Below are 14,632 nucleotides of genomic sequence, written 5' to 3'. Positions count from 1 at the left end.
CCTGAGGGCGCATCCGGAAAACGCGGCCGCGCCCGCACAGCACCCCAGCGCGGAAAGGCGGTATCGTCCGAAGTGACATCAGGGTGCCCGAAGCGAAGCGAGGGCGGGTGCCCCTGTAGGAACGAGGACGATACACACCTTTCCAAGCGGTACCCAGGATGAGCGCCGCCTTTTCAAGCGGAGCCAAACCGAAGAAACGCGCCTAGTGGCCCGCCTCCTGCCAGGACTTGCCCCAGCCGACCTGCACATCCAGAGGAACACGCAGGGAGGCGGCACCACTCATCTCCTCGACGAGCACGCGTTCGGCGGCTTCACGCTCACCGGTGGCGACTTCGAGGATGATTTCGTCGTGCACCTGCAGCAGCATGCGGGTCTTCAGGCCCTCTTCGCGCAGGCGGCGGTGAATATTGATCATGGCGATCTTGATGATGTCCGCGGCGGTGCCCTGAATCGGGGCGTTGAGGGCGGCGCGCTCGGCGGCTTCACGGCGTACACGGTTGGGCGAGTCCAGGTCGGGCAGCACGCGGCGGCGACCGAAAATGGTTTCGGTGTAGCCGTCCTGGTGTGCCTGCTTGAGCACGCCGCGCAGGAAGCGTCCCACGCGTCCGAAGCGCTTGAAGTAGTTGGTGCGCAGTTCGCCTGCTTCGTCGGAGCTGATGTTCAGCTGCTTGGCGAGGCCGAAGCGGGACAGGCCGTATGCCAGGCCGTAGGACATGGCCTTGACCTTGGAGCGCTGCTCGGGGGTGACTTCTTCGGGGGCGACGCCGAAGACTTCGGAGCCGACGTAACGGTGCAGGTCCTCCCCCGCTTCGTAGGCGGCGATGAGCTTCTCGTCGGCGGCGAGGTGCACCATGATGCGCATTTCAATCTGCGAGTAGTCGGCGGTGAGCAGACCCTCGTACTCCACGCCGTCAACGGGTGCGGGCGCGACGATGAAGGCGCCACGGATGCGGCGGCCTTCCTCGGTGCGGATTGGGATGTTCTGCAGGTTCGGCGCGGTTGAGGAGAGTCGACCGGTGGAGGCGGCACCCTGCTGGAAGGTGGTGTGCACGCGTCCGTCGTCGGCGGCTGCTTTCTGCAGGCCTTCGACGGTCTGGACGAGTTTGATGTTGTCGCGGTAGGCGGCGAGCGCACCGAGGAATGCGGCGCCGTCGGATTCCGGGGAGATTTTGGAGAGCAGTTCGGTGACGGATTCGGCGTCGGTGGAGTAGCCGGACTTGATTTTGCGGGTGTGCGGCAGGGCGAGCTTGTCGAAGAGCACGGTCTGCAGCTGTTTGACGGAGGCGAGGTTGAGGGGTTCTTCGCCGTCGTCGGTTTCGACGGTGTCGCCGATGATGGCGCGTGCGGCGTCCTGTGCCTGGGCTGCGCGTGCGGAGAAGGTGTCGTGCAGTTCGGCAAGGAGCGCGTCGGAGACAGCGATGCCTGCCTGCTCCATATCTGCGAGGACGTAGAGCAGCGGCAGTTCGATTTCTTCGTAGACCTTCAGCTGGCCGTGCTCTTCCATTTCGAAGTGCAGCAGACGTGCGAGTTCGTGGATGATGCGGCTGATTTGCGTGAAGTAGCGCAGGTTATCGACGGGTTCGGCTTCGCCGGGCAGGCTGAAGAGGGAGGGTTCTGCCTCGTCTTCTTCGGGTTGGAAGACGAGCTGCGCGTATGGGTCTTTGGGGATCCAGAGGTAGCGTTCGGCGAGGTCTTCCATGCGTTCGGAGAAGAGCTTGCGGGTTGCGGTGGGGATGAAGCCGCACATGTAGGAGGACAGGGCGGGGTCTTCGACGGCGCCGGCGAGTTCGTAGCCGTAGGCGCGCAGGAGTTTGCGCTGAACCTTCAGGTCCATGACGATTTTGCGGGCTGCTTCGTCGGAGAGCCAGGCGGCGAGGGCGGCGTCGAGTTCCGGGTCGATGGTGCGGGTGTCGATCCAGAGGCTGGTGTTCTTGCTGGTGAGGAGCACGCCGAGCAGTTCGGGGTTTTCTTCGGCGGCGCGGATTTTGGTTTTGGTGACCTTGACGGCGGGTGCGTCGCCGATGGCGGGGCGTGCTACGGGCAGGTTGGTGACCGGGTAGAGGGTCACGGAACCTTCGAGGCGTTCGGGTACGGCGATGGGCGCGCCCTGTTTGTCGGTGCCGTAGTTTTCTTCGGCTGCGGAGGCGCAGAAGGCTCGGAATGCTGCTGCGTCTGCGTTTTTGGTGGGTGCGCTGGTGGCAATGGGTGCGTAGACGGGGCCGGTGGGTGCCTTCTTGGTGGCGCCCTCCTCCCCTGCTTCTGCGGCGGAGCTTGCAGAGCCTGCGGTTCCGGCGGCGCGCACGATGGGGCCGAGGGTGTCGGCGGCACGCTTGCGGATGGTGCGGAACTCTACCTCGTCGAAGAAGGTGTTGAGTGCATCCAGGTCGGGGGTGAATGCGGTGTCTTCGAGGGTGACGTCCAGGTCGAGGTCGTTGACGAGCTGGTTGAGGCGGCGGTTGCGCACCACGTTGTCGATGTTCTCGCGCAGCGCCTCGCCCTTCTTGCCGCCGATCTTGTCGCGGTTGTCGAGCACGCCCTGCAGGGAGCCGTATTCGCCGAGCCACTTGGCGGCGAAGCCGGGGCCCACGCCGGGCACGCCGGGCAGGTTGTCCGCCTGCTCGCCGGTGAGGGCGGCAAGGTCGGGGTACATGTGCGGGGGCACCTTGGTTTTCTTTTCGACGGCGGCGGGGTCCATGCGCTGAATACCCTTGGAGGGGCCGGTGGTGACCGGGTAGAGCAGGGTGACGTCGTCGGTGACGAGCTGGAAGATGTCGCGGTCGCCGGAGAGGATGAGGACCTTGTAGCCGGCTTCGGTGCCACGGCGGGTCAGGGTGGCGACGATGTCGTCAGCCTCGTAGTTTTCGTAGGTGAGCGCGGGGATGTTCAGCGCGCCGAGCATCTTCTTGATGAGGTCAATCTGGCCGTCGAATGCTTCGGGGATGGCGTTGCGGCCGCCCTTGTATTCGCCGTATTCGGCGGTGCGGAAGGTGCCGCCGGGCAGGTCGAAGGCTACGGCGATGTGGCTGGGCTGATTGTCTTTGATGATGCTCAGCAGGGTGGAGAGGAAGGCGTGGACGGCTTCGGTATGCTGGCCGTCGCTGCGCACGAAGATGTGCTGTCCGGTCTTTTCGGCCATGGTGTAGATGCCGAAGAAGGAGCGTAGGGCGAGGGAGTGTCCGTCAATGAGCAGGAGGGTTTTGTTCTCTGTAGTCACCCCTCTAGTGTATCGAGTCTGAGTTTTCTCGGTGGTTGGCTTCGTGACGGCTGGGTTCGGGTGGCTGGTTTCGACGGGTGCGGGTCAGCCCTACAAGGAGGCGCCCGCGCCGTATTGGGTGCCGGCGCCGTGTAAGTCCTCGCGCCGTGCCATATAGCGGAATAACGGGGTGCGCGGAAAGAGTTTTACCTCATATATAGGTACCGGTGGGGTGCGTTTGGTGAGTTTTCACCCAAAAAATTGTGCCCCAAGCCACTATGTAAGGTGGATAATAATACAGTTTCCAGATAATATATAACCTTATTATCGCCTCCAGCGTAGGAAACCCCCACACCCCGTGCATTCATAGGCAGAGCTCTACCCAGAATTCACCGGCAGGATTCACCGGACCGTGAGGGCACCTCCCGCGCTCAACACACAACGAACCCTCATTTAGGAACCCATGAAGGTACTCAAAAAACTCCCCCTCCTCGCGTGGATTATCATCGCGATTGCATCGGGTGTGCTCATCGGCATGCTGACCCCCGGAATGATTAGCGGCATCAATGACGCCACCGGCGCGGCCATCCCCACCGACCTCATTGTGCAGCTCTTCGTCTCCTTCTCTACCGTGTTCAGCGCCTTCCTGAGCTTCGCGATTCCGCTGATTATTATCGGCTTCATCGTGCCCGGCATCGGTTCCCTCGCGCAGGGTGCGGGTAAGATGCTCGGCATCACCGTGGGTCTGGCGTACATCTCCAGCATCCTTGCTGGCTTCCTGGCACTGACCTGCGCTCTGCTGCTCTACCCCATCATCCTGCAGGGCCAGCAGCTCGCCTCCTTCGATAACCCCGAGAACGCACTGTCCAAGGGCTACATCTCCTTCGAGCTGACCCCGATTATGGGCGTGCTCAGCGCACTGATTCTCTCCTTCATCCTGGGCCTGGGCATTACCGCTCTGAAGACCCGTGCGATGCTGAACCTCTTCGAGGACTTCCAGGTCATCGTTGAGAAGATGCTCGGCTACGTGATTATCCCCCTGCTGCCGGTGCACATTGTGGGCGTGTTCGCAAACATGACCCTCGCCGGTCAGGTGGCGAAGATCCTCTCCGTCTTCGGTCTTGTGTTCGTCATGGTGATTATTCTGCACTGGGTCACCCTGGCACTGCAGTACTCGGTGGCTGGCGCGATTTCTCGCCGCAACCCCATCCAGATGCTCAAGACCATGCTCCCGGCATACTTCACCGCAATCGGTACCCAGTCTTCGGCTGCAACCATCCCGGTGACCGTGCGTTCGGCAAAGAAGGCTGGCATCTCCTCCCGCGTGGTGGACTTCGCAATTCCGCTGTGCGCGACCATTCACCTCTCCGGCTCCATGATTACCATTACCTCCTGCTCGGTGGCAGTGCTGTTCATGACCGGCCAGCACCCCGACTTCGGTAGCCTGATTCCCATGATTCTGGTGCTCGGCGTGATGATGGTTGCCGCTCCCGGTGTTCCCGGCGGTGGCGTGATGACCGCGATTGGTCTGCTGCAGTCCATGCTCGGCTTCGACGCCTCCATGATTGCCCTGATGATTGCCCTGTACCTGGCTCAGGACTCCTTCGGCACCGCAACCAACGTGACCGGTGACGCGACCATCGCAGCCCTGACCGAGCGTATCTCCAAGGCAATCGGAGCGAACCCCGATAAGGAAATCCGCGACGAGGACATCGAAAAGGCAGAAGCTATCTCCGCCTAATCCTCTCCGCTTCCATAGCGTTTTTCAGTCCCGTCTCCCCATTCAGGAGGCGGGGCTGACGCGTACCCGGAGCCTCCCCCGCAGGTCAAAGCACCAAAAACCGAGGAGTACACTGGAAGTCATGACTGAAAACAACACACAGCACGCACCCGTCCGCGCGGCAGCACCCACCACCCTTACCGCAGAAGAAATCAAGGCACAGCTGACCGAGAGCGGCATCCCCGAGCACCTGCACTCTTACTTCCCCCGCGGCCTGGGCGAGCTCATCCCCGCCATGGGCATTAAGTTCCAGGAACTCACCGCAGAACGCACCGTCGCAACCATGCCCGTCGCCGGTAACACTCAGCCCATCGGCCTACTGCACGGCGGCGCTAACGTAGTGCTCGCCGAGACCCTCGGCTCCCTCTCTGCAGGCGTGCACGGCGGCGAAGACCTCGTAGCAGTCGGCGTGGACATCAACGCAACCCACGTGCGCCCGGCAGTCTCCGGCGTGGTTACCGCAACCTGCACCGCCGTCAAGCTCGGACGCACCCTATGCATCCACTCCATCGACATTGTGGATGAGCGCGGCCGCACCACCTGCACCGCACGCATCACCAACATGCTGATCCCCCGCCCCACCGCCTAAGCCAACACCGTCTAAGCTAAGGTAGAGGGAACGACCCCCAACGAAAGGACAACCATGGCCCGCGAGCGCACCCCCTATTTCAAGCGTTACCCGAAGATTGTGCGCGCCAAGCGCATTGTCCTGCCCATCGCAATCGGTGTGATGCTGGTGTGCCTGGTGACCGCGATTAATAATCCCGGCAGTTTCTGGTGGCTGGGCGTGATGCTCGGTACCGGCGGCATGCTCTGGGCTGGTTCTCCGACGGACCACCCCATTAGCGGCCCGAACAATGATGACGACGATTTGAACCGCTACCTGCGTTAGACTCCGTCTGCATTAGGGTTCCAACCAGCACTAGGTTCCCACCCGCGTTAGGTTCCCGGTTCGCCGCACATACCCGCGAACGGTCAGAAACGAACGGTTAAACACGAACGCCCCGTCCCTCAGCTTCATCGTGAGGGGTGGGGCGTTTGTGTGTCATGAATAAAGGCGCTGGCTCATCACTGCACCAGCCGTGTGTGCTCAGCGGCGAATCCTAGTTTTCGCCGTAGCGTGCATTCGTACCTGTACTGTCACGTACTGTGTACGTCTTGTGCTTAGGAGAGCTGCTTGATGATGGTGTCAGAAACTTCGCGCATGGACAGGCGGCGGTCCATGGAGGTCTTCTGAATCCAGCGGAATGCTTCCGGCTCGGTCAGGTTCATCTTGGTGATGAGCAGCGACTTTGCGCGGTCAACGAGCTTGCGGGTCTCGAACTGGTCGCGGATGGTGCCAACTTCCTTCTCGAGGGCGCGAATCTGCTCGTAGCGGCTGATTGCCACCTCGATTGCGGGAACCAGGTCGTTCGGGGAGAAAGGCTTGACGACGTACGCCATAGCGCCTGCCTCAACGGCACGGTCGACGAGTTCCTTCTGGCTGAATGCAGTCAGCAGAACGACGGGAGCGATTTGTTCCTTCGCAATTTCCTCAGCTGCGGTGATGCCGTCCATGATCGGCATCTTCACGTCCATGAGGACGAGGTCGGGGCGGTGCTTCTGCGCCAGCTCAACGGCGGTCTTGCCGTTATCGGTTTCTGCAACAACATCGAAACCCTGGTCCTTCAGAATTTCAACGATGTCGAGGCGAATCAATGCCTCGTCTTCTGCCACGACGACGGTGCGGGCGGGACCCTGCTCCTCTGCCTGATCCTGAGTGGTCAGCTCTGACATTACTCTTCTCCTTTATCAAATTTGAGTCACCTTAAAGTTTACAGGAGGGAATAAATGTTCATCTACTTTCGCGCTTTGTCCCCCGTGTGTTATATGCGTCCTATGTGCAGGTGGGAGGGGTTTTCTGACCTCATTTTGAGCGCCACCCCGCAGAGTTTGCACCTTAATGCATATTTTTGTTCTATACTGCTCATAACCGTGAAGAAAAACCGTGAAGAAAAAGCCGCACAACATAGACATACGCGGCGAAATTCACACCTAAAACATAGACCCGAAAATGACTCTGACATGCACTAACACACCATCGGGTTAGACACAAACGTAATAAACAAAATATTTATACCGAAACTCCATCACCTGCCAAAGAAGGCCGATACACTGGAATGGATTATTCTCCTCGACTTCTCCGGCACTCGCATTTGACCGACCATACTCGATACCCGGAGGGGATTCATGTCAATCACCCGTCAAGCACGCACCCTGTACTCAGACTTCGTCGAGTACAAGGAACTCGACCGCGAACCGCTGACTTCCATTCACCCCGGAATTCTCGTCGCCTTCGACTCTACCGCGCTTGCAAGCCTCTACAACTACCCAACCCACGTTAGCGACGAAATCCTCCGCGCCTACTCCCAGCTCCGCGGACACGCCTTCCTCCCCCACCAGGCACTCAAAGAATTCTGGGCAGCGCTCGACGGCGCCTCCCCCGTACCCGCCGCCGCAGAACGCGTCCGCTCAGCGCTCGCATCCTTCAAAGAAACCCTGCCCGAAGAACGCAACTCCCCCTGGAGCGCGCTGCGTTCCGTCACGCACCAGCTGGACCACTCCATCGCGCAGATCATGAAAATCCTCGAACCCACTACCGACACCGGATCCATCAACATGGCACGCCGCGAAGATGACACGATCCTGCCGCGACTGAACCGCATCTTCACCGGACACGTAGGCGCAGCACCCAGCCCCGAACGCCACGAACAGCAGTGCCGCGAAGCCCTCGCACAGGGCCACCCGCTGCTCGCTAACGCCAGCTTTGACGCCGACTTCGCGCTCTGGAACCAGTGCCTTGCCGAAGCAACCACCCGCGTGAAAGGCACCGACTGCGTCTTCGTCACCGGCGGTGTGCGCGACACCTGGCTGCGCAACGGCCCGCAGGTCCGCGCCGCATCGGGTAAAGAGCCCGTGCGTCAACTGGCAAACCGTCAGCTGCTGCGTGAATACACTAAGGCAACCGGAGGCGGCGTGTTCCGCATCTACACCGTTGAGGAGATTCTGCGACTCGCCTCCAAGCAGTACGGTGTGACCGTCAGCGACGCAACCTACAGTGCAATCCGCGCGGAACAGCCCGTCGCTGTGTAACTTCGCCGTATAAAGTCACCGCTGAGAATAATCCCACCACACTAACCACCATAAACAGCGAGAAGCCACATGTGTTTCGAGAAGCCACCAAAGAAGTGGCTTTTCGAAACACATGTGGCTTTTCAGCGTCTGGCTAGTTCTCGCGGTTGGCGCGGTAGAGCTCCGCGGCGCGCTCCTCCGAGGACTCGTCATCACCCAGGAGCAGGTAGCACAGGTACAGGGTGAAGGCGGCGCGGCGGTCGTCGGCGAGCGCGCTGGTTCCCTCACCGGACTGGGTACCGAAAGCGATAGCGTCGTGTGCCTGGGGCAGGGCGGCAATCAGGTGCGCGGCGGTTTCGTAGCCGTCCTGGTTGCCGGGCAGGGTGAAGTGGTGCGGCTCCGGGTTCTCGTCAGCATCAGCGGCTGCTCGGGCGGCGGAAAAGTTAGCCTTGAGGACGTCTTCAACGCGGCGAATCTGCTCGGCGTCAGGCAGGGTACGGTCATCTGCGGCAAACGCAACGTGGATGCTATTCAGGGTCTCGTAGGGGTGCTCGCCCGCGTAGTATCCGGCGGCGAGCGCATAGCCGGTCAGCAGGCGTGCCTCGTCGGCGGTGAAGGTGCCGCGCGTCTCACGCAGGGCGGGCAGCAGAAGTTCGGCCAGGAGCGGGCGCAGGGACTCGGGGGCGTTCGCGATAGCCTCCTGCAGGTATTCGTCTGCCTGCGCGGTGGGCTCGGCGTTGAGCAGGGTCAGGAAAGCCCCATCGGTGCCATCCCAGTAGCGGGCAATCAGTACGAGGGTCGCAATGAGCGCGAGCAGTTCGCGGTAACTACCCGAGCGGTCAGAGCCGAAGGTGTTAGCAACAACGCAGGTAAGCATGCGAGCGGCAATGTTCTCGAGGACGAACTCGTCGTAGGGGTTGTCGCCGGGCCAGTTGGCGGAATCGGGCAGGTAGGTTTCGTCCAGGTACCGCAGCACGGGTTCGAGGGGTGCGGGAGCATCCGCCGCAAGGTCGGGGCAGCACTGCTCAACCCAGCCGTTCACGGTCGCCTCGTCGGCAATGCCGGTAGCCTCAGCGAGCTGATCGCGCGAGAGGCTGTACGGTGCAACGAGCTCGGCGAGGTCGTCGCAGGCACCGTTGGAACGGTAGGTAGGCTGGTAGTTGGCGCTGGGTAGAGTGCCGGGGAGGGTGGCTGCCATGGTGGCTCCTTCGCTGAGGTTCGGGGTGAATTGGGTTGTATGGCGTGCGATGCGCGGTGCCGTCTGAAGGGTCGGGGCGCCTTCTTTCTACGCATCTTCTAATTTCAGAATATCCCAGAGCCCCGCATTGTGTGCTGCCTGCCGTCATTATGGGCTTCAGAGCCTTCATGCTTCATTCCTATATGACGCTTCTCAACTCACTTAAGTTTTCATTCTGATACAATAATCATGTATTAGTTAATTCTGAAGCAAAAATTTACAGAAAGGTTAAAACTTTGAACCCGTATGATTTCATGGACCGAGAGCTTGTTTTGGAAAAGCTCAAAGAATGGGGGGGTCATGAGCGATTTATCCATCCTGACTCAGGTGATTAGCAAGCACGTCGACAAACTGGAATATGACGACGACGATAGCAACTCCACCAGGGGAAACAAACATTACGATCTCGTTACTCAAGACATGTGTCGGGTAACTCTTACAGGGGATTTTATGGCTTTCCAAGGAAGCAACCTTGCTGCTAACCTTGACCAACTGGCTCCCAAGTCCCTGCAAGAATCACGTGACCTCTTCTTAGGCGTGAATAATCAGCCCAATCTGTACAGCTACCGCACCTATAACGGAGTAAAATGCTGGCAAGTAAAGGATTTGTGCACGGTGATTCCTCAAAGCGCCTTCCGCTTCGGTGGTATTGATAAGATTCGTTGGGAAGGTACTCACAAACCTATAGCTGTCGCCAAAACACGCCACTACGTTCAGCCAGCCCTCATAAATTTGAGGGATTTGAACAGCGAAAACGACAAGGATATTCAAACAAATCACGATAACCAACCGCTTCTCGATACCCAAGCCTCGGAAGGTTCTGAAGGAGGTTTTCCACTTTGCCTTCCCATCCTTGTGATGGCTTACGAGATCTCCCCTGAAGGCAAATTCAACAAGTTTGTCCTCGGTCTACCGGCTCCGGTTGAACGTCGAAGCCAGAACCCATGGGTGTGGACTATTGATTTGCTCGCTTATGCGGCATCGTCTGATTCCCCTTCTGTTGCCACTTCCGCACAGGAAGTCCAGCCTACGCCCTCTTCTAAGGCCCCGGCAGTTCCTGACGCTCATGTTAAGCTGAAGAAGGCAGCCGAGTAGGAGCTGTTATGACTCATACACCACACTCTTTGTCCGCGAAAGCATTATGTCTGTACAAGATTCTTCCCCCATACTCTCCTTTGACCCAAGGAGGCTCACGTTAGCTCGAGAACTTCAAGGTGTCCGCAAGAGCGATTTGGCTAGGAGTCTTGGAGTTAGTGCTGTCACTATCACTCATTGGGAGTCGGGTAACCGAAACCCAACTAAAGATAATGTCTACGCACTAGCTCTGACTCTTGGCGTTGCTCCATCTTTTCTTGAAAGTCAGTTCTCAGAAGCCCCATTAATTTCTGGCGCACCTCACTTTAGGTCCTTACGCTCGACAACTCAGCTTAGCCGCAACCAGGCTCAAGCGTATACGCAGGTTGTCCAGGATGTTATACATACAATGAATGAGTACGTCGATTTCCCGGACCTGGTACTTCCCGGCATCTTGACTGATTCTGACCTTCCCGGTTCTGAGATTCCTCGTCTAGCAGCTGAGCAGGTTCGTAAAGATTGGGGTTTAGGAAATAAGCCTGTCCAACATGTTGTCCGCGCCATGGAGAACCATGGTATCGTCGTTGTCTTTGCACCATTCCACAGTGCAGCAATTGATGCATACTCCACTTTTGGTAGCGAGGCTCCAGTAGTAGTTCTGAACCCGACAAAGGGTGATTACTACCGTCAACGCTTTGATGCCGCCCATGAACTAGGCCACCTAGTAATGCATGCTGATGCTGATCCTGGTCATAAGGTTCTTGAGGCTCAGGCTCATGCATTTGCCGCAGAATTTTTGGCACCAAGTGCATGCATTCAGGATGAATTGCCTACAGTCATGAACGGTCAAGGCTGGATGAAGCTGAAGGAGCTTAAGGAATATTGGGGCATCAGTATGCAGGCTCTTTTGTATAGGGCTAAAGAACTGGGCCGCCTTTCAGACGATGCCTACCGAAACGCAATGGTTACCGTTTCTCGTAACGGATGGCGTTCCAAGGAACCAGGTCTTATTTCTTCTCTCGAAGAACCGTCCCTAATTCCTCATGCGATTAGTCTCATCGAGGAGTCAGGCGTTCCGTCTGAGATATTGAGAGAGAAATCGCGCGTACCTCAACATTATTTTGAAGTCATCACAGCGCGACGTCCTGTTCTACCAGTAAATGCATAGGAATCAAGCCTCGAGGGAGTGTAATTCTTGCACTCTCTCGAGGCTTCTCTGGGCATCCCCAAAATGTATCAGGCCAGTTCAACGGAAAAGCCACATGTGTTCCAAACACATGTGGCTTCTCGGCGCAGAAGTAAAAAGGATATTAGTCCAGCAGTGCGTCCACGAATGCTTCGGGGTCGAACGGTGCCAGGTCGTCCGGGCCTTCACCCAGGCCGATGAGCTTGACGGGAACGCCGAGCTCCTCCTGGATAGCGACCACGATACCGCCCTTTGCGGTGCCGTCGAGCTTGGTCAGCACGATACCGGTGACGTCCACGATATCGCCGAAGACCTTCGCCTGAACCATACCGTTCTGGCCGGTGGTCGCGTCAATGACGAGCAGAACCTCGGTGACCGGCGCTTCCTTCTCGATAACGCGCTTGATCTTGCCGAGCTGATCCATCAGACCGGACTTGTTCTGCAGGCGACCTGCGGTGTCCACGAGCACGGTGTCGACGCCCTGCTCCTTGCCAGCCTTCACGGCATCAAACGCGACGGATGCGGGGTCGGCGCCTTCCTTCTCGGAACGCACGGTCTTCACTCCCACGCGGTCACCCCAGGTGGTCAGCTGCTCGGACGCGGCCGCACGGAACGTGTCCGCGGCGCCCAGGAGCAGGGTCTGACCGTCAGCGACCATCACGCGGGCGATCTTACCGACCGTGGTGGTCTTACCGACGCCGTTCACGCCAACAACCAGCACCACGCCGGGGTTGCCGTCGCTACCGGCGGTCTTCAGTTCACGGTCCATGTCGGGGCGAACAATCTTCACGAGCTCCTCACGGAGCATCTTCTTCACGGCGGCAGGGTTGCTCGTACCTTCAACGCGCACGCGCTGCTGCAGCGCCTCCACCAGGCGGGTAGTCGGCTCGGAACCCAGGTCGGCAAGCAGCAGGGTCTCCTCAACCTCATCCCAGACGTCCTGGTCGATGCGGTCGCGGGAGAGCAGAGCCAGCAAGCCCTTGCCGAGCATGTTGTTCGAACGAGCCAGGCGGGCACGCAGGCGCACCAGACGACCCGCGGACGGGTCGGGCATATCAAGTTCAATAGCGCGAGGTGCCGAGCTTTCGGGTTCTTCCGCCGAACCGCCGGAGGCCTTAGCCGCCTCCTGGCGCAAAGACTGCAGGTTCGCGGTCTTCTTGGGTCGGCGCAGAACGGCGAAAAGTACACCGGCGATAACCAGTACACCCAGCACGATTGCGCAGATTATCATCATCGTTTCATTCACACTACTAGCTTACCGGTTTGGGCGGTTTGGCTGGTCGAGGTGACGCGCATGCCCGGCTGTCGGCGGAGTAGACTGGACACTGTTAAGTTTTTTAGCCGAACACATGGTTGACAGTTGCGGGTGGGGCCCGCAGCTGCCGCACGGCACCGCACGATTTCGAGGATGAACATGAGGAACCCTGCCAAAACACCGCCTGTTTTTGACCCGCGCACGATTGACCCGAACCGTGTGCCGACCGGCTTGAAGGTTCTGATTGCTGCCTCGTTCATGATTGCGGTGGGTTTTGGTTTGGTGGCGCCGGTGCTGCCGAACTATGCCCAGAACTTTAATGCGACGGTCACGATGGCGACGATGGTGGTTTCTGCGTTGGCGATTACGCGCCTGATTTTTGCGCCGTCGGCGGGTCAGATGATTACCCGGTGGGGTGAGCGTCCGGTGTACACGATTGGCATGCTGATTGTGTCGGTGACGTCGTTCATGATTGCGTTTGCCTGGGATTATTGGGTTCTGCTGGGTTCGCGTGCGGTGGCGGGTATCGGCTCGGTCATGTTCACGGTCTCTGCGATGGGTCTGCTGGTGCGCTTGTCCCCGGCGCATATGCGTGGCCGTATTTCGGGCTATTATGCAACGGCGTTCCTGCTGGGTAACCTGCTGGGCCCGGTGATTGCGAGCGCCCTGGCGCCCTTTGGTATGCGTGCACCGTTCATTGTGTATGGTTTTTCGTTGCTGGCGGCGGGCCTGATTGTGTGGTTTTTGATGCCGTCGCAGGCGGCGCTGGAGGCGGAGCGTGACGCGATTATGGAGGCGGCGGCGCTGGCTGAGGGTAAGGGTACCGGGGTGCTGCCGTCGGCGGCGCCTTCCCCTGCTGACACTCAGGCTGGCGCATCCGGCAAGGCGGCTAAGCCTGCTGCATCCGGCGGCGCTGCGGGTAAGAGCGACCTGCCGGCGATGACGGTTCGTGACGCGTTGAAGTTCTCGAATTACCGTTCTGCGCTGGTGTCGAATTGGGCGATTGGCTGGTCGGTGTTTGGTGTGCAGTCGTCGATTATTCCGTTGGCGGCGGCGTATTTGGCGACGGGCGGCGACATGTCGAATTCGGTGGCGGGTACCCTGTTGGCTTCGTTGGCGATGGCGACGAACTCGTTTGGTAATGCGTTGACGCAGACGTTCTCGGGTCGTTTTTCGGATCGTTTTGGTCGCCGTGTGATGGCGTTTTCGGGTCTGCTGTTGGCAGGTTCTGCGGTGACGTTTATGGGTTTTGCGCCGGTGGCGTGGGTGTTTGTGTCGTTGACGGCGTGCCTGGGTATTGGTGCGGCGTTTATGGGTCCGTCGATTCAGGCTGCGGTGTCTGATGTGATTGGTACTCGCCGCAGTGGCGGCCAGGTGTTGGCGGTGTATCAGATGTGTAGCGATTTCGGTATGATTCTGGGCCCGCTGGTGGCTGGCATGATTGCGGATGCGTGGGGCTTTGTTCCGGCGTTCATTATGAGTGGTTTGTTGTTGGTGGCGGCGGCGTTTACGTGGGAGCCGTTCCGGAAGGCGCGCTGGCCGAAGGATATTGCGGACGCGGACTATACGGGCCGCTAAGCACTCTATAACAAGTGAAAAGCCGGTGTCTGCTGTGAAGCAGGCACCGGCTTTATGTGTACGAAAGGCGAGCTGGCAGAGCAAGCCAACAACCTGGAACCCCAGACTCAGGCAAGCTAACCCGAGAAGGCAACCACCTACCAACCCCTATATCAACCTCACCGAGGGATAGGCGACCTAGAGGGTGTTACCGGACACGCGAAGCGGGGGCTCCGTCC

General features: G+C 59.2%; 11 protein-coding genes and 1 pseudogene. 8 read left to right on the top strand and 4 right to left on the bottom strand.

Annotated elements, in window-relative coordinates; translation table 11 throughout:
* Window positions 1-202: 202 nt before the first annotated feature.
* Window positions 203-3,214 carry a DNA polymerase I gene (gene polA / locus HMPREF2605_RS06945; protein ID WP_070847535.1) on the bottom strand — a complete coding sequence of 1,004 codons (3,012 nt, stop codon included), beginning with the start codon at window positions 3,212-3,214 and terminating at the stop codon, window positions 203-205.
* 442 nt (window positions 3,215-3,656) lie between these two features.
* Between polA and HMPREF2605_RS06940 the strand changes: the two genes are divergently transcribed.
* From HMPREF2605_RS06940 to HMPREF2605_RS06930, 3 genes are all read left to right on the top strand, one after another.
* Entirely contained in the window at window positions 3,657-4,934 is a 1,278-nt protein-coding gene (locus HMPREF2605_RS06940) for a dicarboxylate/amino acid:cation symporter (protein ID WP_070847533.1), read from the top strand.
* Between the two features lie 121 nt (window positions 4,935-5,055).
* Window positions 5,056-5,562, top strand: a complete 507-nt coding sequence (locus HMPREF2605_RS06935; protein ID WP_070847530.1) for a PaaI family thioesterase — start codon at window positions 5,056-5,058, stop codon at window positions 5,560-5,562.
* 54 nt (window positions 5,563-5,616) lie between these two features.
* Window positions 5,617-5,865 (top strand): hypothetical protein, encoded by a 249-nt coding sequence (locus tag HMPREF2605_RS06930; protein ID WP_070847528.1) that lies wholly within the window; start codon window positions 5,617-5,619, stop codon window positions 5,863-5,865.
* A gap of 272 nt (window positions 5,866-6,137) precedes the next feature.
* On the opposite strand, the gene HMPREF2605_RS06925 is transcribed toward HMPREF2605_RS06930, so the two are convergent.
* Window positions 6,138-6,749, bottom strand: a complete 612-nt coding sequence (locus HMPREF2605_RS06925; RefSeq protein WP_049327112.1) for an ANTAR domain-containing response regulator — start codon at window positions 6,747-6,749, stop codon at window positions 6,138-6,140.
* Between the two features lie 453 nt (window positions 6,750-7,202).
* Between HMPREF2605_RS06925 and HMPREF2605_RS06920 the strand changes: the two genes are divergently transcribed.
* Window positions 7,203-8,105, top strand: a complete 903-nt coding sequence (locus tag HMPREF2605_RS06920) for a PIN-like domain-containing protein (RefSeq protein WP_049354755.1) — start codon at window positions 7,203-7,205, stop codon at window positions 8,103-8,105.
* A gap of 133 nt (window positions 8,106-8,238) precedes the next feature.
* Here the strand turns inward: HMPREF2605_RS06920 and HMPREF2605_RS06915 are convergent, their stop codons facing one another.
* Window positions 8,239-9,282 carry a glycosyltransferase gene (locus HMPREF2605_RS06915; protein ID WP_070847525.1) on the bottom strand — a complete coding sequence of 348 codons (1,044 nt, stop codon included), beginning with the start codon at window positions 9,280-9,282 and terminating at the stop codon, window positions 8,239-8,241.
* 339 nt (window positions 9,283-9,621) lie between these two features.
* Between HMPREF2605_RS06915 and HMPREF2605_RS06910 the strand changes: the two genes are divergently transcribed.
* The 3 genes and pseudogenes from HMPREF2605_RS06910 to HMPREF2605_RS09305 all read left to right on the top strand — a co-directional run bounded on the left by HMPREF2605_RS06910 (window position 9,622) and on the right by HMPREF2605_RS09305 (window position 11,563).
* Window positions 9,622-10,416: a hypothetical protein gene (locus HMPREF2605_RS06910; RefSeq protein ID WP_070847523.1), complete on the top strand. Its 795-nt coding sequence runs from the start codon at window positions 9,622-9,624 to the stop codon at window positions 10,414-10,416.
* A gap of 46 nt (window positions 10,417-10,462) precedes the next feature.
* Window positions 10,463-10,663: pseudogene (locus HMPREF2605_RS09720) on the top strand (helix-turn-helix domain-containing protein); the annotation flags it as partial.
* A 141-nt stretch (window positions 10,664-10,804) separates the two neighbouring features.
* Window positions 10,805-11,563 (top strand): ImmA/IrrE family metallo-endopeptidase, encoded by a 759-nt coding sequence (locus tag HMPREF2605_RS09305; RefSeq protein WP_246828180.1) that lies wholly within the window; start codon window positions 10,805-10,807, stop codon window positions 11,561-11,563.
* 142 nt (window positions 11,564-11,705) lie between these two features.
* On the opposite strand, the gene ftsY is transcribed toward HMPREF2605_RS09305, so the two are convergent.
* Complete coding sequence (gene ftsY / locus HMPREF2605_RS06900) at window positions 11,706-12,815, bottom strand: signal recognition particle-docking protein FtsY (protein ID WP_070676231.1); 1,110 nt, start codon at window positions 12,813-12,815, stop codon at window positions 11,706-11,708.
* Window positions 12,816-12,995: 180 nt separating this feature from the next.
* Between ftsY and HMPREF2605_RS06895 the strand changes: the two genes are divergently transcribed.
* Window positions 12,996-14,414: an MFS transporter gene (locus HMPREF2605_RS06895; protein ID WP_070847521.1), complete on the top strand. Its 1,419-nt coding sequence runs from the start codon at window positions 12,996-12,998 to the stop codon at window positions 14,412-14,414.
* The last annotated feature ends 218 nt before the right edge of the window (window positions 14,415-14,632 follow it).

This window comes from Rothia sp. HMSC065C03 (assembly GCF_001837295.1).
Lineage (GTDB): Bacteria > Actinomycetota > Actinomycetes > Actinomycetales > Micrococcaceae > Rothia.
The sequence above is the reverse complement of the archived record's forward strand: the minus strand, read 5'-3'. Positions and strand labels throughout refer to the sequence as shown.